Consider the following 21,040-nt stretch of genomic DNA (forward strand, 5'->3'; position numbering starts at 1 on the left):
GCAGTGCCGAGGCCGGCCGACGGTTGTGGTGTTGGAGGAAGCCGCCATGTAGCCAGCGTGGATCGTTTCAGCGACTTTGGAACCCACAGGTAGCAAAGTAGGAGACATCTGAAACTCAGTTCGGAATGCGGTCGGGTACGGGGTGAGCGGCAATGAGCTGCGGGAGCGCGTACTCCCACGCAATCCGCTCCTGCTCGAGCCGGACGTTTCCTTCCGAACGGATGCGCTCCAGCACCCGTTGCTCCCCCGCTGTCAGCGTCGGATACACTCCCGCAGCTGGTTTGGGCTCGGGCACCCACAGGTCGCGGTGCGCCAACAGCGTCTCCTCATCCATCAGAACGCTCGTCACGTTGGTGCAATTCACGCGCAGCGCGTGCAGGATGGCAAAGCCGTCCGAATCGAGATCACCCCAATAGATGACGCGGCCACCGTGAACCCACGGGATTCCCCGCAGCCTTGGCGCCGCATACCCCCCGCCGTGCACCACGACGGCACCGGTCAGGTCGGGCATCGCGAACATCGTTTCCAGGTTCTCGAAAACGAACACGAGGCTCGGCGCAATGTCGAGAGCGGCGAGCTCCTCCACCGGTGCAATAACGTCGCAGAGCCCTCCGGGCCGCAATGCCGGGTCGAGAAACCGCACGCGCACCAGATTGGGTGCCTCACGCAGCCCAAGCGAGAGGCGCCCGCTCACAGCGGCGTGTAATCCCTCGACGACTGCCCGGTGGCCTTCGAGCCATTTAGTGTCGATCCCACGAATAGGCAACTGCCGAATCCGCCAGCCGGATGCCGGATGATCAACCAGCCACGCCACAACCGACAGCAGCGTCACGAAGTCGGTCTCCGCCAGTTGCTGCAGCGCGCGACCGTGGGTACGAATGGCCGCAGCGAGGGCATCGGCCGACGCCGCGCGAGCGGCGAACGCACCCCGAACCAGCGCGGAACGGTCACGGAGCACGCGCCAGTCTCGCCCGGGCGTGCTGCCGGCGAACGCCGCGATAGCATCCGCTCCCCGGAGCAGGCACCGCTCCGGCACGGTTTGGGCGCCGACGCGCGACCACTGGCGTGCGCCCCAGGTCACCTCCAGCGGGGCCCCGCCGGCATCCGCGCTCTGCCAGGCGTGCACCCAGGCGATGGCCGCCCCCTGGTCGTCGAGAGCTACCCGCTCAGTGGGCGGGTGCAGAACGATCTCGAGTCGAGCATCCTCACCGCCGAAGGCCGCCCAGTCGCGCTGGTCGGCTAGGAGTTTCTTCAGCGCTCGTGCCCGTGCATCAGCAACGGTCACCATGCCGCGCGCGGAGGCCATCAGGATTTCTCGTCGTCGCGGTAGATGACGGCGGCCGCGCGCGAATCCCGCCGGGAGGCGTTCGTGATCGACGTGATGCCACCCACGTACGGCTCGATAGTCTGCAGCAGTTTTTCCGGTGTGGCCAGGATCATGTGGAAGCCGAATTCCACGAACACGTCCATGGCCATGCGGGTGTAGCGGCTGTCGGCCTTGTCGAAGGCCTCATCGAGAATGATCGTGGCGTAGGAGGGCAGCTCGTCTTCGTCGGCGGCAAGCTGGTAGCGCAGCGCGGCTGCGAGACAAAAGATCACGAGTTTCTGCCGCTGGCCGCCGGAGAGCCCGGCGCTCGAGTCGTGAACATTCACCGTGCGCCCGGCGAGGTCCACCTCGTGTGCCATGAACGTGACGTGCTCGCGGGTGTCGAGGCAACGCCGCTTCCAGGCCAGGTCGGCGTTGTCGCTCGACGCCAGGCGGTGCATGATCTGGCTGAGCACGGCAAAACGCGCCTCGGCGGCGGCGAGGCCGTCGTCGCTCCACGCGCCGTCGACCACGGTCTTCAGGTCGGCCATGAATTGCAGCACCTCGGGCGCGCGCCGGGTCTTCACCTCGATGCGCAGGTACCGTTCCACATCAAAGCGGGAGCGACCCAGAGATGCGTTGACCGGCTCGATGCGATCCACCACAAGCTTGGGGGCATCACGGATGTCCGAGGCCAGGTGACCGATCAGGTCTCGTGATTTGTCGCGTAACAGTTTGAGAAAATTGGCCTCGTGCTCGGGCAGACCGCGCGCCACGATGCCCGACAGCAGCACCCGGTAGCCGGCGCGGTCGTCAATGGACGTGGTGAGGTCGCCGGCAGCCGCGACCCAGCGGGCCTTGAACGCGACGGCGCCTTCGGTGAACGTTGCAACGGAATCGTTGAGCAGGCGCTGCGCCACCCGCGCCTCGCCGTTCAGCGTCTCGCTCACCTTGCGGCCGACGTCGCCGATGCTTTTGCGGTCGAGCTTGCGCTGAATTTTTCGGTAGCGGGCCTCGAGGTCGGTCGCATCAGCCTCAGTGACTTCACGTGCGTCGACCGCGCTCTCAAGGGCGGTGACGAGTGCGTCAACCTCGGCTAGTTGCGCTTCGATCAGGCGCGATACCACTTCGTGGTCGCGGGCCAGCTTCTCGGCGGCGGTGAAGCGCTCGCGCGCCTCGGTCTCGGCCGTGATGGCATCGTGCAGTTCGGCATTTCCGGTACTGAGCACGTCAAGCTGGCGGCGCCTCGTGCGCACGAGATCGTCGGCCGACCGACCATCGATTTCCGACCAGGCTTGGCTGAGCACCCGCTCGAGAACACTGCGACGCCGGGTGGCGGCATCCCGTTCCACCTGCGCTTGCTGAAGACGCTCCCCGGCTTCTTTGTTGCGGCGCTCGGAGTCTCGGCGGCGCTCGAGCAGCAGGTCGATCTTGGCCTCGTTGTCGGCACCGAGAATCCAGTGGCTGCGCTCGGTAATCGCGTAACGGTCGTTCTTCTCGTAGCGGCGCGCCGACTTCTTCACCTGACCGCCGACGGTCACGCCCTTCTCCACCCGGTCGAGTTCATCTGGGTGGTCGACGCAGGCGTAGTCGAACTCCTTGGCGGTTCGAGCCTGCAGAAAATCGTGGAATGCACCATCGCTCACCCGGATGCGGTGTAGCAGAGAGCGGGTGCTGCGCGCGGCCCGGGGCGGATCGGCCAGGGCCGGAACCGCCTCGAAGACGAGGCGGGCGCCGAGGTTCCGGGCCTCCACCCGGCGTCGCACCTCGGGCAGAAAGCTATCACGCACGAGGAGCGCGCTCGCGAGCGGGAACAATACGCGTTCGATCGCGCCACTCCATTCGGCGAACTCGGGCAACACCTCGATGAGCTCGCCGGCGAACGGCAGTGCGACCTCGGGGACGCCGAGTTCCTCGGCGAGCCGTTTGCGGGCGAGCAGCAGTGCGGCGGGCAGGTTGCTCTTACGGGTGCGCAACTCGTTCAGTTCGCGGTCGATGCCGTCGAGTTCTTTTCCGGTGGTGAAATATTGCTGGTTGTCCTGGTGGTCCAGTGCCGCGGTCGGCGCCGACTCCTGCAATGCCCGGCGGGAGGATTCCTGCAGTTCGGTGAACTCTTCGCCGTTTTGCGGAACCCCGGCAACCCCGGCGCCAGCCAGCTCCTCTGAGAATCGCAAATAGCGCAGCCCAGTGGCATCCGCTGCCTTGTGCGCCTCCTTTAGGAGCTCCTGCATTTGTGCCGCGTCAGAGCCGCCCAGCTGCAGTGCCCGCCGGGCGGTGGCGGCCAGCAGCAACCTCGAGTCGTCGAGCGCGGCATCCGCTCGTCGGGCGTCCTCCGCTGCTCGGGCCTGCTGGGAGCGGAGCACGCTGCGCTCGTCGCCGGCCAGGCGCAGGGTGAGCTGATTTTGGAACGGGTCGATCAGATCCCCGAGCCGTTCTGCCTCCGCGGCGGCGGTCGCGGCGCTCTCGTAGGCAGCGATCGAGGTTTCCAGTCGAGTGAGGTGCTCCGCCTGACGGCGCAGCTCGACCACATGCTGGTGCGCCTGGCTCAGTTCGCCGAACTGTTCCACGGCGTTCTTCGCTCGGGCGAAGGTGGCCGGCTCATCGAGCATGAAGGAGCGAAAGAGCTGATCGAGGCTGCCGAGGTTCTTCGCCGACTGGGTCTTGTGAAGCAGGTGCAGGGCGTTTTGGCTGTTGATGCCGAGCAGGCGACGCAGCTTCACGTAGAAGGCGTTATGCGAGCCGGTGGTCGTTACGACGGCGTCGGGCCAAGCGCCTTTGATGCGACGTGCCTCGATGCCGGAGGCGACGAACTCGCGAAAATCGAGCAGGCCCACGTTCGCGCGGTCCACGAAACACACGTCTTTCAGGTCGGCCTTGTCGACGCTTGAGCCCCGCAGATGAAATAGCCGGGCGAGAGTGACCGGGGCGTCTCGCCCGTTCTCGAAGCGCAGCAGAATGCCGCTCCAGGTTGCGGTTTTGCGCAGGTAGGTGCTTACGGCGCGGTCCAGGTTCTCGTCCGCTTCCTTGCTCCAGGCGCCGCGCACATAGCTCACCAGGCTGCGGTCGTCGTTGCGCGCGGCGGATTCCTGCGCGGCGGCGTTGAAGCGCAGCCACTTGTCGGGGGTGAGAACGGTACCGATCGCGTCGAGCAGCGAGCTCTTGCCCGAACCGGACGCCCCGGTGAACAGATGCCCCTTGCGTGCCACGTCGATCGGGTGGTGCCCGTCGAAGGTTCCCCAGTTGAGCAGCTCCACTCGGGCCAGCCGCCACTGGCCCACGTGGATGGGGCCGTTCGCGTTGTCGCTGTCAGTCGTCTCGTCGAGGCCGGGCATTTCGAGCATGGTCATGCGGTCAGTTCCTCCGAATCGATGTCGGTGTCGGAATCGGTGCGGTCATCGGAGAAGTTGGGCTCGTCGCGTTCGTCGTCGGGCGCGTCCATCGGCACGGCGCCACCGGCCGCGGCGATGCGCCGATACTCTGCGCCGATAGCCTGGATCTGCTCGGCATCGACGATCAGCCGAAGCACCGGGGAGATCTCGGCGCGGTCATCGGCACCGGCCTGATGAATCACCCGCAGCTTGTTCTTCATGTTGAGCCATGACGAGTTCAGCCGCTTGGCAAAGTCGCTCTCGTCGCGGTCGACGGTGCGATACACGCGAAGTTGCTCGAACACGTCGTCGCGGCCGACGATAACTCGGCCCTCGCCCTCCCCGGCGAGCAGCATCTGGCGTAGCACGAGCAGCATAGCGGTGTCGAGGAAGGTGAGAGCGGCGGAGCGAACGGCGCTCGGCACCTTGAGCTCTGTGCTGCTGACGTTCCGCACGAAGGCGAACTCCCCCACCCGATCGACGACGAGCTCGAGGAACAGTTCGTCCAGGCGCGAGCGGATGCCGGCCTCGTCGGCCAGTAGGGCCGACCACAAGGCCGGGGACTTCACCCCCGAAAGGTAGGGACCTTTGATAAGTTCGAGCAAGGCGCGGCGCGCTTGTTCGCCGAGTACCCCGGTGTCGCCCGCCCAGAGGCCGGTCGCGGCGGCGGCATCCGTTTCGACGGTGTTTTCATCGGTCTGTGTCACATTATTCATTGTCACAGCAGCCTTCCGGTGAAGCGGTGAATGGGGATGTCGGCAACGCGCGGGGAATGGTCGGCGCCGTGCCAGCGCACGGTTTCGGTGCCATCGAGCGCGATGCCCTGGTTGGCGGCGAGGGTGAGCAGTCCCACGACGCTCGCCACGCCCTGGCTCGCCGGGTGTCGCTCGAGTACCTCGCCGACGGTGCAGTGCGGGGTCTCCGCGAGCACTGCGTTCACGTTCGTGATGAGCTCGGCGAAGTCGATTTCGGTCTCACGGGCGAGGGCGCGCAGGGCTTCGAGGTCGGCCACCCCCTGCTCGTGCACGGTAATGGGTGCGGTGGCGTCGAGGTCGGCGGGGTCGTGCAAGCGGATGCCGCCGATGCTGCCGAGCGCCACCGCCGACAGATCCAGGCGCAACGTCGTCGGCTGGTACGGCTTGATCTGGGTGGACGCCTCCACCCCGGCAGCGAGCGCGGAGCGCAGCAGTCCGCGCAGCACGCGGTCGCGCTGGTAGTCCTGCGATTGCACGTAGCGCCGCAGTCCGCGGGCGAACGTGGTGATCACCTCGTGGATCTCGCCGCTGTGGTCTTTCAGTGTGCCGATGAAGCGGCGCAGGTAGCGCCGCTGGCCCGGGCTGAGTTCGGCGGTGAAGTCACGGTCGAGCACTCGGGCGATGTCGTCGTCGAACGCGGCGCCCACGGCGGGGTCGAGCACCAGCGCCGAGAAGCCGGCGAAGCTGCGGCCCTCATCGGATTGCGCGATCAGGTCGACGCCCCGAAATACCTCGTCGAGCACGCTGCGCTGACTGTCATCGGACTCCACGATGCGCGCGCGCAGATCACGGTTGAGGTTCTCGAATTCGGCGCGCACCCGGGCGAAGTCTGACGGGATCTCCTCGGCCTGCGCGAGGATATCGCGCACGCGTTCGAGCGCGCGGGCAGGGTCGAGGGTGTCGAGTTCACCGGCATTGATGCGGTCGATTTGGGCATCGAGGCGGTCGCGCTGCGCGTGCAGCTGTTCGAGGCGCCGGGTGGCGTCGGGGTCGGTCTCGATGGCGAGCTGACCGAGCTGCACACCGATGCTCGCGAGACGGGACTCCGTGACGGTCTGGCGGGGCGCTTCGAGCTGTTCGAGGATGCGGATCGCGGCGAGCGCGCCGGGGGCGAGCTCGAACGTTTCACCTCGGGCCTCCTCGGCCGGACGCCGGGTGAGGAACCCGGATTTGCGCCACTCGGCGCAGTAGCCCTGTCCGCTCTGCGGGAGGTCGAGCCCGTGGGCGCGCAGGGAATCAAGCTCATGGTCCACCCGTTCGTAGAGCTCTTCGGCGGGCAGGCGGCGGTTCTCGCCGCCGAGATGCTCGTTGAGCAGCGCGGCGATGACGGGGGCATTGTCGGCGCGGAGCAGGCGCCACGTGGCATCCGTTTCGACGAGCTGCCGGAGCGCGTGGGTCTGGCTGACTGCGGACACGCGTTCACCTCTCTCAGCCGGTCGAATTCCCAAGAACAATCATGCTGCACTCCACCGACACCGGAACACCCCCCCCGTAAACGATCACGCCCATACGCCCTTAGGCATCAAGCGCGTGTGCTCGTGCCAGCATCCGCTTGGTGCGTGCTCGTTGGAAGAGCACGAGAAAGACGGCGAGGGCCGCGGCACCGACGACGCTGGCAACCCACATGAACCAGGCCTGCCCGACCACAGCGAAAAACAGCGCACCGGCCGTAAGCACGAGGGTCAGGAAGGCGAGCGTGAGGTAGCGGTCGTCGAGCCGTCGAAACGGATGCAGCGGCTCAAGGGGCGGTTCGGTCACCGGTTCCCAGACCACGATGAGAAACGTGGCCACGGGACCGAGAAACAGCGAGAGCACGAACCAGGTCCAGCGAGAACGGTTCTTCTGTTCGGCCAGGCCCGCATTCACGAGGGCCAGCACGAACCAGCCGCCGCCGTTGAGAAACCAGTTGTCCGGCTGAGACGGGCCGACGATCTCGCTCACGAAGTTGCGCATGCGTCATGGTGGCACGAATGCCTAAGTCACGCACTTGGCTGGTCGAGGAGCCGGCACACTTTTAGCCGGCGTCTCGAGACCCGCGTCCCGCTCTCACCAACTCAGTGCACCACCCGGTACGTGACATGAGTGACGAATTCTCGCTCGACGGAGCTGACCTGGTGCAGCTTGAGGTCGTCCAACCCCGCCAGCAACGGCTCGCCGGTGACCTGCACCACCGGCGCGATGTGCAGCCGCAGTTCGTCGATCAGACCGGCGGCAAGATACTGCCGCACGGTGGAGGCCCCGCCGGCGATCGACACGGTCTTCTCCCCCGCCGCGGCGCGCGCCTGCTCCATCGCTGATTCGACGCCGTCGGTAACGAAGGTGAAGGTCGTGCCCCCTTCCATGGCCAGCGGTGCTCGCGGGTAGTGTGTCAGCACGAAAACCGGCGCGTGATACGGCGGGTCATCACCCCACCAGCCTCTCCACTCGTAATCCCACTCGCCGCGACCGGGAGTGAACATGTTGCGCCCCATAATGTAGGCACCGGCTTCGACAATGGCCGCGATCTCTGCGGAGTTCTCGTCGGCCCGCTCGAACATCCACCGGTGCAGCCTGTCGGCGCCTTCACCGAGCGGATGCTCCAGGCTCTGATTCGGACCGGCCGCGTAGCCGTCGGTGGAAACCCCCATGTCGCACGTGACAGTCATATTGATTACTCCAATTTTCGGTGTCTATTCGTTCGGTGGTCACCCGTTCGGTGGTCACCGCGATTGCACACCCAGATCTGGTGTTCGGCAAGGGGACGCGCGGTGGCCGCTCCCCGCTGTGCACGCACGCCAGCATCCGCTTTCTGCGAGCACGGCGAACAGCAGGACAACCAGAATGAGAACTGCGACACCGACGCCATCTCATCCGTTGTGGTGGTGTGTGTGTTGCGCGGGTGTTGCGCCAGTGCGCGCGAGGCGGAACTCCCGCGCACTGGCTCAACTCCCGCGCATCGCGAAGTGGTGGCGGCACGGGCGGCGAAGCAGCTGGTATGGGCGCAACAACAGCCGAAGCAGCCGAAGGGAACGGCCGATGCGCCAGAACATGGGCAGAGGGGCGCGGGTGCGTCGCGTCAGCGGTTGCGGCGGTGCGGCGTGAATGGTTTGCGGTACCCGCCGGCCGACGCCACGCCCGCCTTCACGCCCGACGCCTTGCCCGGCTTCAGGACCGGCACCGGCGGGCTGCCATCGAGCTCCAGTGTCGCCTTGCACCTGGGGTACCGCCGGCACCCGAGAAAGGGGCCGCGCTTGCCGGTGCGTTCGACCATGAATCCCCGGCCGCAGCGCGGGCAGACGATCGATGCAAGCACCTCGCCGATGGCGTTGGTGCGCACGACGTTCTGATCGCGAATGAGTTCCATGACAAAGCGGGATTCGCGCTTGTCGACGGTGACGAGCAGCACACCGCGGCGGGCACGGGTCAGCGCCACATAGAAGAGGCGTCGCTCTTCGGCCTTCGGAAACACCTCGGCCTCCGGCATCGCCAGACGCAAGACCGGGTCGTTGGGGATGGTGCTCGGAAACCCCCATTTGCCCGACACCATGCCGGCAATGACGATGTAATCAGCCTCAGCGCCCTTCGACGCGTGAATGGTTCTGAAGGAAATATCGAGCAGATCCGACAGGTCTGTGCAGTCGGAAAGGTAGCTGCTCTGGTGTTGATACCGCCCGAGTACCAGTACCGACAGTTTGCGACCGGGCGCGCGGGGAATCGTGCCGCTCGCCACCCAACCGTGCAACGTCGTCAGCCTGTGACGGATGCCCGCTGCCACCGCATCATCGGAATCCACCGTCACGACCCCCACCGTGGGCGGAAACTCCGCGGTCGATGAGACAACGCTCTTGGAGATCTGGGCGGGGTTTTGCAGAACGAAAGCGCTTGAGGCATCCGCTAGCGATTGGGGAAAGCGAAAGGTGCGTTCGAGGCGCATGATTTCGCTCGGACCGAACCAGCTCTCGAAGCCGGTCATAACCGAGAGGTCGGCGCCGGCGAAGCGGTTGATGCTCTGCCAGTCGTCGCCCACGGCGAACAGGTGACGTGCGTGCCCGGCGACGAGAGCCCGGGCGAGTCGGGCCCGGGCGAAGCTGGCATCCTGAAATTCGTCGACCATTACGAGGTCATACGGGCTGTGCCAGTCGCCGTTCTCCAGATGCTCGGCCGCGAGCGTGAGCATGTCTTCGAAGTCGATGCAGTCATCCGCTTTGAGCTGCTCGTTCCATTCCCGACGGATGGCCGTGAACAGTCTCAAAAATGATGCGTCGCGGTAGCGCACCGGGCCCTGAGCCTGTTCGGCGAGGCGTTCGCTGAGTTGCTCATCGCTGAGGCAGTTGCTCTTGGCGTGGATGAGAAAGGTGCGGAAGGTCGCTAACAGGAGGGCATTCTCGACCGGTATCTGGCCGACCGCGAGTCGGTCGGCGTCGGGCTGCAGAGCGAGACCTCGAAGCGTGAGTTGTTTCGCGAGCGCGGTGAGCGCTGTTCCGCCGTACAGCTCGCCTCTCGTGGTCTCGAGAAGCGTGGTTCCGTTGGTGCGATGCACCTGACGCTTCCACGCGACATCGTCCAAATACCCCTCGAAGGGCGACGACCCATCAGCATCGATCGCCCAGTGCTCGTGGTACGTATTGATATCGGGATAGTAGAAGTCCGGCCGATACTGCCGGTGCTCGGCGTCGGCGGTCTCAATCTCGTAGCGCTTCTCGTAGATGAAGTCGACCCCATTGAAAAACAGCCAGTCCGCGATGATTCGCTCAGCGGGGCTGCGCACGGTTGCGCCCTGCAAGGTCTGAAACCCGTCACTGGCGTCGGCCTTCTCCCCGTTATCGTCGGGGTAGTCCCGGGCCAGCACGGCGCGAAAGAAGTCCCACTCCGAGCGGAACATGACATCGGTGGCACGCAACCGGTCAACGATCTGACCGAGTTGCTCGATGTCTTTGCCGCCCTCAAGCCACGGTGCCAATGACGGCTTTTTACCCGTCGCCTGTCCGACAACGTCGAGGCCGAAGCCATGAAAGGTGCGGGCGACGACCTTGTCTGCGTCAAGGCCGAGCGGGGTGAGGCGGTCGCGGGTGCGCTGCTGCAGCTGTTTGGCCGCCGAAGCGTTGAAGGCGAGCATGAGTATTTTGTCGGCCGGAACGAGATTGCGGTGCAGCGCATAGCCGGCTTTGGCGACCATGGTGGAGGTCTTGCCCGAGCCGGCGGACGCAACGACGAGCATGCGGTTCTCGAAGCAGACCACGGCCTTGGTTTGCTCCGGCGTGAGCGGGGAGGACTCGACCCTGTCGAAGAACTCGCGGCACTCAGCTGTCTCCCGTTCGAGGTGGTTCTGGTTTTCACGCGCGATGACAGCGCGCACGTCTTCTGACCAGTGCGCAATTGTGTCCGTGATGTCTGCCGGCTGGGCTGCAATATGGGGACGCAAGGTCTTGTCGTCGAGCAGGTGGCTGAAGCCGACTGCAGCCTTACGGGCGACCCATTCGGTGCAGAATTCGGTTGTGAGCCAGCCTGTGGTCTGCAGCTGTTCGGTGAGGGAATCCGCGAAGCCGTTGAGCCAGAGCGTGGCCTGGTGGGCTGCCGCATCGAACTCCGCGATGAGCCGCCGAAGCTGAAGCGACTCCCGTGACGCGGTGAAGGCCTGTTCAAACGCGGCAGCGTCGTTCGAGCGGATGCCGCGAAGCTGGGTGACCCGCTCCCCCACCTCAAGCACAATGCGGCTCCAGAACAGGCCGCGGGTGACGTCCACGGTCGCGATGTCTTCGACGGCGGTTGCGATAGCGGCACCATCAATGGTCACCGTGACGATGTCGTCGTGGAGCGCGAGGTGCCAGTCGCCGGCGTTGGTGAGGGCTTTGCCCCAAGCGGTGGGCTGCCAGGTTGGCAGGGCGTGTCTGGTCATCATGAGTTGAGCAGGGTCTTGACGGTGCGGGCGACGAAAGGCAGCAGACCCGCCAACAGGAGTGCCGCCACCATTGCAGCGAGTTGCGATGCAGAGACCGATTCTATGGTGCTCGAACTCATGGTCGTGTCCTCGTATTCGGGTTGGTTCGTCACAGGCGCACGACGGCTGCCTGTGGAGCGTGTCGTTGTCGTGCAGTCCAACAACGCGGCTAGGAACGCGATGTTGGTTTTGGAATGCACTCCGCATGGTAGCGACACAGCGTGGTCGCGCGCGGCCCTCGCACGGGGTCATTCGCCGGGTGCTGGCTACCGCTTTCGGCGATGGCTAACGCGTGCGGCGAGGACTACCGCTCGCGGCGAGGACGGTCGGAGCCCTTCGGGGCGGGTATCGGTGGGCGCCCGCCTCGGCGCGGAGTTCTCCCAGGATCGACGATGGCGGGTGGAATGAAGTAGACCACGTCGTCTTTCACGACGATGTCCCACCCTTCCCGGTGAATTCTGTGATGGCACGCACTGCACAGCATCACGAGGTTGTCCATGTTCGTCGGTCCGTCGTGCGCCTTGAACCACCGAATATGATGCCCTTCGGTGTAGCTCGGCGGTCTATTGCACCCTGCGGTGGCGCAGCCGCCGTCGCGTTCGATCGCCGCGAGCTTTTGTGCCTTGGTAAAGAGGCGTTTGCCGAGACCGAAATCGAGCACCTCACTGTTTCCGCCGAGCACCATTGGGATGATGCACGCCTCCGCGGCCATTTTTCGGGCGGTGAAGGCGGAGATCGGCTGCTCGATGCCGTCCAGCTGGGCTTCACCGAGCCCGGCCTGCAGGGACTCGAGGGTTATCCGCACGACGACCGTTGTGTGGTCGAGCGCCCCCAGGCCTTGCGTGCAGGAGAGAGCGTGGCGCACGATGTCGACGAAGGCATCGAAGTTCAGCTGCGGCATCGTTCGACCGTCCCCGAGCGTCTGGTGGCTGTCGCCGCATCCGTCTGGGTCTTCCTTGGCTTCGAACCGGGGCTTTCGCAGTTCAGCGCTGACCATGCCGTCTATCGCAGTGTCGAGGAACGCCGCCGACACCGGGTCGGCATCGAGCACATACCGTTTCATGCCGTTCGGCTGATCAAAGCGCGTCAACCCTCGCCGCGACACCAGCAGGTCTTCCCGCGGCTCCACACCGTCGACATCGAGGGCGTCGCGGTAGCGAATGGCGAGCTTGCGCACCGAATCGACCGGGTTCTCCACGGCGAACTCCACCAGCTGTTTCTCCGCGATGATCAGATCTTTGGTCGTGGCTCGCGGGGCCGCTTGGCCCAGGTTTGCCGTGATGTACAGCGCCGAATCCACAGTGAGATCGCCCGCGCCCACGGCGGCCGCGACCTCCGAGTATTCCGGCGGCAGTTGCTCGCCGAGCAGGCTCACCCGCGGCCGCACAGCCGCGCCGACCCGCACCAGACGGCCGGCCTCCGCCATGGAGATATGACCGATGTCGGTCAGGGCCGCGGCGGCATTTCGGTTGCCGGTTCGGGCCGCGATCCCCGAGTCATGCTCGAACCGGTGCTGCAGTTGCCCCGCCACCTGTGCCTTCAGTGCGTCTAGCCGCCGCGCAGTCGCGAACACGGCATCTGCCACGGCCAACAGGCCGGCATCTGTCATGCGCTGAAGGTCCACCCCGGCGCTGGGCTCCGGCACCGAACACAGGCCACCACCCAGGGCCTGAGAGTACGTGTCGGCGAGCGCCGCCGTACTCTCGACGAGGGCATCCGTTGAGGTGGTCATGACTATATTTTCTCAGAGACCACCGACATTGCGTTTCGACAAACCAGCCTTGATCAGGTATTCCTGTGGATAACTCGCAAGATTCTCGCCTGTGGAGGAGGACTGCACAGCGGCCGACCTACCCGCGGCTACCGGCTATCCCGCGAGCGGGAGAACCTCCGGCCGCGGCTTCTGTTTTTCGTTCCACAAGTCGTGCGCAGTCTGCATTCCCAGCCAAAGCTCCGCGCTGGTGCCCAGCAGCAAACCGAGCCGCACGGCCATGTCGGCGGTCACTGCGGAATGGCCATGACGGATGCGCGACAACGTCGCCCGCGTGACGCCAAGCCGTCGTGCGGCCTCGGCAAGGCTAACCTCCCCGAGGTAGTCTTCGAGCAGCAGGCCCGGGTGCGGAGGGTTGTACATTCCGGTCATTTTTGTTCCTTACCTGTCGATCCGGTTCAGTGATAGTCCATATAGTCGAGGAGCACGACGTCAGTGCCCTCAAACGCGAAGGTCAGGCGCCAATTACCCGAAACCCAAATCGCGTAATGCCCCTGCACGTTTCGACCCGCCTCGCGCTCCCCGTGGAGCACATGCGGCCGCCACGTAGGTGGAATATCGTCAACGGACACGGCGTTGTCGAGTACGGCGAGTTGTCGTTGCAACTTTGCAGCGTGATCCGGGCGAATTCCCGCCTTACTGCCCGACGCATAGAACCGCGCAAGCCCCTTGTGTCGAAACGACTTGATCACGAACTGAGCGTATCGTCATGCTATACGTATAGCAAGAGCATACGGATAGTTATCAATCCCCTCGGCCTTTGAAATCAGAGCAGCGGAAACGCACCCGCGAGCCGCGTGAAAGCGGCCTCGCCCACGATTGGTATCCCGTAGTCGCGTGCCTTGCGCGCCTTGCCCGAGAGGGAGTCCGGGTCGGCGGCCACGAGCAGCGTGACCTTCTTGGTCACGGCGCTTTTCGGGGCGAATCCCCGGGCGAGCAGCTCCGCTTCCCAGTCGCTGCGCAGCCGGGACATGTCACCGGTGAGCACGACGAGGTCGCCGAGGTGCAGTTCGAAGTGCGCAGTCGCCGGGGCGAGGAGCGACGGAGGCGGCTGGTCGAAGGCGGCGTCGAGGGCATCCGCTTCAATGTCGAGCAGGTTGGCGACGTCGACAAGGTCGGCCATCTCATCCGTTGTGAGGATGCCGTCGGCCCACGCAACGCGAGCCAGCGCGGCGAAATACTCGTGGTGCAGCAGCTCGCAGCGGTGACGGCTGAGGCCGAGCTCGTCGGCGAGCAGCACGAGCGCCTGGGCTTCGTGCGCAGAGAGCTGCCGGTCGATCAGGCAGCGGTCGAGCAGGGCAAGGTAGTTCTGATGCTCGGCCGGGCCGGTGATTTCGGGCAGTCGCACGCTGATGCGTTCCAGAAAAGCGGATGCCGTTTGCTCCGTCGCAAATTCCGGCCGCGCGAACCACGGGCGCGACGGCGCCGACACGCTCGACCAGTGGTAGGCGGCGGCCTGGTCGAGAACGTCGGCCCACAGAACCGGGTCGGCGGCGCTGGCAATATAGCCGGCCAGCAGCTGAGCGGTGGCGTAGGCATCGACGGAGGCCCGGTGCGCTCCGGTGAGGTCGATGTCGTAGGCGGCGCAGCAGTCGGCGAGGGAACGGCCGGTTCCGGGAAGAAATTCGCGGGCCAACTGCATGGTGCACAGGCTGATCAGCGGCTCGGTGACAAGGTGATCGACACGAGCCAGCTCGGCGAGCAGAAAGCGGGTATCGAAGGCCGCGTTGTGTGCCACGATGACGCGGCCGTCGAGCAACGCCACGAGTTGCGGGGCAACCTGGGCGAACCGGGGAGCGTGCATGACATCGGCGGCGCGCACGCGGTGAATGTCCTGGCGCCCGAGGTCACGCCCCGGGTTCACGAGCGTCTCCCACTGCCCTTCGATCTGCCCGTCCGCGCTTACGTGCACGACGGCCACCTCGACGACCCGGTCGTGGCCGCCCGCGAAGAGCCCGGTGGTCTCGAAGTCGATGACGGCGAAACCGGGCATGGTGCTCCTGAGGTGAACGGGTGGTTCTACGACTCTACCGAGTGGGCAGATGCGGTCGCGGCCCAGGAAGGAGCGCGTCAGCCACTACGCCGATTTAGCCCCCATCGCCCGAGTCGCGAAATACTCGTAAAGGCTGGATTCAATTGGACTCTCCAAGCCCAACGTCATGGACACGACATTGTGCCCGCTGGCTCCCGGCATTGTTGTTTCACGGGCATCCTTGGAAGTCGCTCTACCTAGGTAATAGAAATCGGTACCTTCGGCATCATCCTTCTTCGCAAAAACGTGAAGCGGAAGGCTATTCTCAACAATCGCTTTCACCTCCCCGCTCGCAAGCGTACGCCGGCTTCGGGTGAACCAGGTCAAAGTCGAAGGGTTGAGAAACTCATCTCCATAATTAGTGCTCTCGGACACCTCAGATCCCTTATGGTACGTAACAAATATTGGGCAGGTGTTTGAGACAAAATCGACTTTATAGCCGTACATGGTGCTCTGCTCGTTCGACTTCCAATTCAGCATGCGGCAAGCGTCTTTGCGCGAATAACGTTGGCCTACTTCTAGGCGCCCGGTCCAATTATGTCGATGTCGCGCGAGGTAAAGCCCGGTCTCTAGAACGTCATTGACATGGTTTTGAAACATCAAATCATCGTTCCAAACCGCGACAAACTTTTCGCTGAGCTCGTACACACCGGCATTAAATGTGACGACCGGCGAGTCGCCGTACTTTGCGGCTTCGGCTGCCGTGAAGAATTCCAGGCTAAGGATGCCCAGTACGGAGGAAAGCGTCGCCGGATCGGCTACCAGAGCACTTTCCGCAAGCAATCGCGTGAAATCTTGGACTTCAAGACCGTCTTTGCTCGATAAGAGCTCTTTTAGGAGCAATAACTCGTGAGGCCTCTTGCCGTTGAGCAGTTCTCCGGAGAGAAAGGCGAGCACGGCCGTCTCATACGCACCCGGCCGAGCTTCAATGGCACCCACCTTGTTGAGAAAGCTCCAATAGTTCTTTTGTTTCGTTGCAATAACGGTGGGATCGACCAAGTCGAAGCGGGCGAAGTCGATAAGTCGTGGAGCTCGACCGAGACGGTTTTGCAATTCGAGGAACGATTTCTTGAGATTTGTCATGCTGTCAAGGGTCGTGGTCGCAAGGGAAGCGAAAATTCGCTCTCGCGCAATGGCATCAAAGTTGACGCTGGAAAGTCCGGCTATGGCACCGGCCTCTTGCGCGTCGATGATCTTCTTGCGGATCGAATCCTTGTTGAGGCTGCTGTCTCCGAACAGCGCGATGGGAATTAGATAGTTGTTATCGTAGTTGCCAATGAAGTCGATCACGATGAGGTGGTCTTTCCCCGCGGCCTTCCGCAGCCCTCTTCCGAGCTGCTGTGTGAACACAATGCTCGATAGCGTTTGACGGAGCATAACGACCTGATTGACCGAGGGGATGTCGATACCTTCGTTGAAAATGTCGACCGTTGCCAGGTAGTCGAGCTCTCCCCGCTCCAGCAGCAGCACAGCAGATTCGCGTTCATCGACCGAGTTGGACCCGCTTAGCGCGCGAGTTCTGAGCTGCCGTCCGTGGATCTTGCGGAGGTTGAGCAGCGCAGAAAGCTCAGCCGCCTCAGCGTTCTTGCTGCAGAAGATCAATCCCCGCACAGGAGCGCCCGCATGGCCGTACTTTTCAATCGTAGAAACGAGGTGGTCAACACGCTCGGTGGCGACCAGACGACCAAGGTCCGCGAGTTGGTCGATGACCTCACCGTCTTTGACGTAGTCGGTAACACCGTAGTAATGGAAGGGGGCCAGCATGTCTGCTTCCAGAGCCTTCTGCAAACGGATTTCATATGGAACATTGAAGTCAAACAACTCGAAAACGTTGAAGTCGTCGGTTCGTTCCGGCGTCGCTGTCATTCCGAGAAGGAACGCTGGTTCGAGGTGACCGATTACCCTGCGGTAGCTCTCGGCGCCGGCTCGATGAACTTCGTCGATCAGTATGTAGTCAAAGGCCTCGGGTTCGATCGCCGCGAGATTCTCTGGCCGCGAGAGCGATTGAATCGAGGCAAACACGTAGCGACGATCGAACTCCCTCTTTGCTCCCACGAACTTGCCAAAATCGCTGTCCGGTGCTCCCAGGACACGCTTGAATTCATATATTGCTCGGTCCAAGATCTGCTCGCGGTGCACTATGAACAGCATCCGTCTCGGTGCGTAGGCGCGCACATCGAGCGCCGAAAGGATCGTCTTTCCGGTTCCGGTCGCAGAAATAACGACTGCGCGGTGCTCGCCGATGTCTCGCAGCGCTGCAATCTCAGCAAGCGCCTCGACCTGCATGGCGTTGGGCTGAATTACGCCACTGAGGGGCAGACCAGTAGTCGGCTCAATCCGGCCAATTCCGGGTGCAGGCTCGTGTTCGACCGCCGTCCACGTCAGCTCGTACTGGTCAATCCAGTTTTGAGTTAGGGGAATAGAGGCATCAACATGCGCCTGCGCAGCGCGATTGAGCTGCTGAACGATGTCCCCGTCAGGGAGCGCCGAAAAGCGCAGATTCCACTCGTGGTTGTTCAGGAGCGCGCGATCCGTCAGGTTTGAACTGCCGACGATCGCCGTGGTACTCGCCTCCTGCTCGAAAATATATCCCTTAGCGTGGAAGCCAGCAGAGGAATCTGGATGCACCAAAACGTTGACGCCCTCAAGATTGAGGAGTTCCCTAAAAGCTGCAGGCGAGTTGAATCCCAAGTACGTGGAGGTAATTATCGTGCCCGAGCCTCGAAAGTCGATAATCGCCTGCTTGAGCAAAGCTATCGCGCTCGGTGTAACGAAGGCGACCGAAAAAACGAAGCGACGCGAGCGCTTCAGTTCCTCACGAATCGCTCGGAGCATCGTATTCCCGCCAGAATTTGACACGAGTGTCGGGTTGAAGACTTGGTCGGCCTTGACTTGCGAGTTTAGAAATCCAAAGTTGTTATCGAGAGTCAGCTGACGGCTAGTCGCGCTCACTCGCGGAAGTCTCTCATTACCCGCACGACTGCGGGAATGTCGGCAGGTGCCCAATCGAGCTGATCCAGCTCTGCGGCCTGAACCCACCGAATTTCTGCATGCTCCGTAAGTTGGGGCTCATCGCCAATCAGAGAGCAGTAGTAAGTCGTCAGGACAACGATCCCAAAATCGTACTCGTGCTCGGTGGTTTCAACGAGCGCACCGATCTCCGCCGAGCAGATCAACTCCTCGTCGAGTTCGCGGAGCAAAGCCTGCTCAGGCGATTCGTTCGCCTCGATCTTGCCTCCGGGAAACTCCCACATATAGGGCAGCGACATTGTCGAACTACGACGTGCAGCGAGAATTGTCTGGCCGCGCGTGAGTACGGCGCCAACGACATTGATTCTCTTTTTCACAGGTGCACTCCGATGCCTAGCCGTCAATCCGTAACGCCAGCTTAGCCAGCACGATTCCGGGGCGCCGGAAGTCGCCCCCAAGCGTTAGAGACCGGCAATGAATCCTATGGCCAACTCGTTGTAGAGGGGCAGCCCGACGAAGACGGCGAGAGCGGCCACAGTCGCAAAACTAAGCAGAGTCCATGTGACGCGCCGTACCCGCGCGGTTTTGACTTCGCGGTCGATCACAGCAAATTGCGCCAGCAAGTTCGGACTCGATAGCGACGTGGGTGCAGACCAAGTCGTGGGCGCATCGACGAGGGCCGCGAGCTCAACCAAATCAGCTTCGGCGAGCGCCACCGGCCGTTTCAGCAGCCAACGCCGCAAGTTCACGGCGTCCAAGACATTGACCTCGTCGGGCTTCTTCTTGATCGTGATGGATGCCGGGCTGACCAGCGCGATCACAGCCTGCGCGGGCGGGAGCTGCGGCATCCGCTCGCGCAGCATTTTGGTGACGCGGGTCGCTTCGAATTTGGAGTTGCGTAGGTGGGGCTGCTTCTGCCCGTTGACCATCAATGCCCGCTCGGCGACCCAGATCTTCTTGCCGCGATGGTGTTTGGTGTTGATGGTGAAGATGCCGCCGGGGCCGAGCACGAGGTGGTCGATGTCTGCGCCGGCTTTGCCGATGGGGAGAGCGTGGAAGACTCGCCACTCGGGCGGGAGCCGACTGAGAATCTTACCGACCTCGATCTCGCCCTGGGCGCCGCGGTACCAGGCGACGCTGTCGGCGGCGAGCGGGGAGATTCCCCAGAACCGGGCGAAACGCGTGCGAGGAGGCATCGATTGTTGCTGGCGGAGCAACTCTTCGATGACCGATTGGGCGGCGATCTGGTCGCGCATGCCCGGTAGCTGTGTTGTCATGCATCCCCCGCTGATTGATGCCAATCTAGCGCTATGTGTGTCGCCACTAAACCGGGCCGTCCAACGACGATCTGCGCAATCGGGCAGAAAGATCTCCCCGTGTTGGGGGCGGCAGTGCCCTGCGGTTGACCCCTATTCTGAGGAGGACGACGCACTCATCGTCAGAACAGGGATGTAGACGTGACCTTTCCATGACCCGTTTGGTATCCAGACCCCAGCGGAGCTCCGCAGAATCGCTGGTGGAACGGCACCACATGGGCAGAGCCGCCCCGGCCGGCCCACCGCGAATTCGCCGCGGTCGAAACACCCACTGTTTCGACCTATGCACCCGCGGCGGGAGAGTACGTGCCGATGGCACCGCTTCCACCCGCGGGTCAGCGGCCGCCGGTCGGGAGCAGCTCACGCATGAAGCGAATTGAGAAAGATCGGCAGTTGCGTCGAAACAACCCCATGGCCTACACCGGCATCGTGCTCGCGCTGGTTAGTTTGATCTACAACCCGCTCGCACTACCCAGCATCCTTGGCGTCATTTTCTCGAGCATCGGGTTGTCGAAATCATTCACTTTAGAGGGCCTCGGGTATCGAGTCGCCGGCCGCGGCATTGCCATAGCAGGACTCATCTTGGCAATCTTGGGACTTGTCCTCTTCGTGTACTACTTCTTCGACGTGTTCAGCTAAACCCGCTGCGGCGGAACCGCGCGAGCCGCAGCATCCGCTCGCGCGAGCGGGTCCATCAGGCGAGCTGCGTGATCCGTACGACGATATCGAAAAGCAGCGGGAGCACGACGAGACCGAAAACCACGTACGACAGGATCAGACCGAATTTCGCTGACTTCTGCGCGCCCTCGCGACGCCTCGCGTTGTGGCCAACGACGATGCCGACGATCGGCAGAAGATAGCAGAGCACCGTCACGACGCCGATCACCACAAGATTGCCGGGCAGCAGCGCCAGCAGGATCGATCCGAGACCAAACACGACAATTGCGGCCACGCCGATGCCGAGAGCGATGGAACTAAGCGACCTCGCGGTGCGGATTGTCTGCTGCGTGGACATCGAGGCCTCCGTGTTAGTCACGGAGCGAGATCAGTCGCCCCGAGGGTGCCTAACCACGCTAGCCGACGCCGCGACGAAGTTCGAATTGGCTCAGCGGTCAGGCTTGGCGATTGAGGCGCCGCAGTGTCTGGGTGAGCGATTCGAGGTTGTCCGGGGGGATCAGTCGCGGCGCGTTACTGATAGGCATCCGCTTGGTGAGGTCAGCGCCGGATGCCCTCGGACGACATGGACCCTAAAACGGTTGGGGGTCGGGGTTCTCGGCGTTGTCGGTGTCCCGGGCGGAGGTCCAGCCGGAGGTCCACGGGTTGGGCGGGGGTGGTGCTGGTGCGTTCGGCGGGGGTGGTGCTGGTGCGGTGTGTTGCAGGTGGGTGCTGATTCGGGTGGCGGGGTCGGTGGCATAGTGCTTGCCGGCGGGGCTGGTCCAGTGCAGGGTGCCGTCGGGGTCGGCGCTGGCCTTCCACTCGCTGAAGTGTTTCAGGTTGTGGTGTGCTGGGGAGAGGAAGTGCAGGTTGGTGGCGGTGGTGGGGCCGCCGAATTGTTTGTCGATGGTGTGGTCGAGGTCGCTGTGGCCGGCGGAGCGGTTGCAGCCG

At 63.5% G+C, this 21,040-nt stretch carries 17 protein-coding genes and 1 pseudogene; 1 reads left to right on the top strand and 17 read right to left on the bottom strand.

The window, feature by feature from the left end; genetic code table 11:
* Nucleotides 1–115 precede the first annotated feature (115 nt).
* The 15 genes from QMK22_RS09425 to QMK22_RS09495 all read right to left on the bottom strand — a co-directional run bounded on the left by QMK22_RS09425 (nucleotide 116) and on the right by QMK22_RS09495 (nucleotide 19,396).
* Nucleotides 116–1,306 carry a Wadjet anti-phage system protein JetD domain-containing protein gene (locus QMK22_RS09425; protein WP_283497364.1) on the bottom strand — a complete coding sequence of 397 codons (1,191 nt, stop codon included), beginning with the start codon at nucleotides 1,304–1,306 and terminating at the stop codon, nucleotides 116–118.
* The gene (locus tag QMK22_RS09430) at nucleotides 1,306–4,653 is read right to left on the bottom strand and encodes an ATP-binding protein (RefSeq protein ID WP_283497365.1); all 3,348 of its coding nucleotides are present in this window, start codon (nucleotides 4,651–4,653) and stop codon (nucleotides 1,306–1,308) included. Before QMK22_RS09430 ends, QMK22_RS09425 begins: the two co-directional genes overlap by 1 nt.
* Entirely contained in the window at nucleotides 4,650–5,390 is a 741-nt protein-coding gene (locus tag QMK22_RS09435; protein ID WP_502857414.1) for a DUF4194 domain-containing protein, read from the bottom strand. The genes QMK22_RS09430 and QMK22_RS09435 overlap by 4 nt, the downstream gene beginning before the upstream one ends.
* Before the next feature lie 2 nt (nucleotides 5,391–5,392).
* The gene (locus QMK22_RS09440) at nucleotides 5,393–6,844 is read right to left on the bottom strand and encodes a DUF3375 domain-containing protein (RefSeq protein ID WP_283497367.1); all 1,452 of its coding nucleotides are present in this window, start codon (nucleotides 6,842–6,844) and stop codon (nucleotides 5,393–5,395) included.
* 100 nt (nucleotides 6,845–6,944) lie between these two features.
* Nucleotides 6,945–7,382: a hypothetical protein gene (locus tag QMK22_RS09445; protein ID WP_283497368.1), complete on the bottom strand. Its 438-nt coding sequence runs from the start codon at nucleotides 7,380–7,382 to the stop codon at nucleotides 6,945–6,947.
* 101 nt (nucleotides 7,383–7,483) lie between these two features.
* The gene (locus tag QMK22_RS09450; protein WP_283497369.1) at nucleotides 7,484–8,074 is read right to left on the bottom strand and encodes a dihydrofolate reductase family protein; all 591 of its coding nucleotides are present in this window, start codon (nucleotides 8,072–8,074) and stop codon (nucleotides 7,484–7,486) included.
* Between the two features lie 410 nt (nucleotides 8,075–8,484).
* Nucleotides 8,485–11,307 (bottom strand): UvrD-helicase domain-containing protein, encoded by a 2,823-nt coding sequence (locus tag QMK22_RS09455; RefSeq protein ID WP_283497370.1) that lies wholly within the window; start codon nucleotides 11,305–11,307, stop codon nucleotides 8,485–8,487.
* The gene (locus QMK22_RS09460) at nucleotides 11,304–11,426 is read right to left on the bottom strand and encodes a hypothetical protein (protein WP_283497371.1); all 123 of its coding nucleotides are present in this window, start codon (nucleotides 11,424–11,426) and stop codon (nucleotides 11,304–11,306) included. The genes QMK22_RS09455 and QMK22_RS09460 overlap by 4 nt, the downstream gene beginning before the upstream one ends.
* A 224-nt stretch (nucleotides 11,427–11,650) precedes the next feature.
* Nucleotides 11,651–13,078 (bottom strand): HNH endonuclease signature motif containing protein, encoded by a 1,428-nt coding sequence (locus QMK22_RS09465; protein WP_283497372.1) that lies wholly within the window; start codon nucleotides 13,076–13,078, stop codon nucleotides 11,651–11,653.
* Nucleotides 13,079–13,213: 135 nt separating this feature from the next.
* Nucleotides 13,214–13,489, bottom strand: a complete 276-nt coding sequence (locus QMK22_RS09470) for a HigA family addiction module antitoxin (protein WP_283497373.1) — start codon at nucleotides 13,487–13,489, stop codon at nucleotides 13,214–13,216.
* Nucleotides 13,490–13,515: 26 nt separating this feature from the next.
* Nucleotides 13,516–13,809, bottom strand: a complete 294-nt coding sequence (locus QMK22_RS09475) for a type II toxin-antitoxin system RelE/ParE family toxin (RefSeq protein ID WP_283497374.1) — start codon at nucleotides 13,807–13,809, stop codon at nucleotides 13,516–13,518.
* A 74-nt stretch (nucleotides 13,810–13,883) separates the two neighbouring features.
* Complete coding sequence (locus QMK22_RS09480) at nucleotides 13,884–15,110, bottom strand: exonuclease domain-containing protein (protein ID WP_283497375.1); 1,227 nt, start codon at nucleotides 15,108–15,110, stop codon at nucleotides 13,884–13,886.
* Between the two features lie 84 nt (nucleotides 15,111–15,194).
* The gene (locus QMK22_RS09485; protein WP_283497376.1) at nucleotides 15,195–18,101 is read right to left on the bottom strand and encodes a DEAD/DEAH box helicase; all 2,907 of its coding nucleotides are present in this window, start codon (nucleotides 18,099–18,101) and stop codon (nucleotides 15,195–15,197) included.
* A complete protein-coding gene (locus QMK22_RS09490; protein ID WP_283497377.1) occupies nucleotides 18,098–18,496 on the bottom strand; it encodes a (deoxy)nucleoside triphosphate pyrophosphohydrolase in 399 nt (132 codons plus the stop codon). The genes QMK22_RS09485 and QMK22_RS09490 overlap by 4 nt, the downstream gene beginning before the upstream one ends.
* An 84-nt stretch (nucleotides 18,497–18,580) precedes the next feature.
* Nucleotides 18,581–19,396 carry a nuclease-related domain-containing protein gene (locus QMK22_RS09495; protein ID WP_283497378.1) on the bottom strand — a complete coding sequence of 272 codons (816 nt, stop codon included), beginning with the start codon at nucleotides 19,394–19,396 and terminating at the stop codon, nucleotides 18,581–18,583.
* 213 nt (nucleotides 19,397–19,609) lie between these two features.
* Between QMK22_RS09495 and QMK22_RS17565 the strand changes: the two are divergent.
* Nucleotides 19,610–20,074 (top strand): annotated as a pseudogene (locus QMK22_RS17565) (DUF4190 domain-containing protein); the annotation flags it as partial.
* 55 nt (nucleotides 20,075–20,129) lie between these two features.
* On the opposite strand, the gene QMK22_RS09505 reads toward QMK22_RS17565, so the two are convergent.
* Both QMK22_RS09505 and QMK22_RS09510 read right to left on the bottom strand, forming a co-directional pair.
* On the bottom strand, nucleotides 20,130–20,450 hold the full coding sequence (locus QMK22_RS09505) for a hypothetical protein (protein ID WP_283497380.1): 321 nt from the start codon (nucleotides 20,448–20,450) through the stop codon (nucleotides 20,130–20,132).
* A 232-nt stretch (nucleotides 20,451–20,682) separates the two neighbouring features.
* On the bottom strand, nucleotides 20,683–21,040 hold a 358-nt coding region (locus QMK22_RS09510), incomplete at its 5' end, for an HNH endonuclease signature motif containing protein (protein WP_283497381.1).

It is taken from the genome of Cryobacterium sp. PH29-G1, from assembly GCF_030063365.1.
Taxonomy (GTDB): Bacteria; Actinomycetota; Actinomycetes; order Actinomycetales; family Microbacteriaceae; genus Cryobacterium.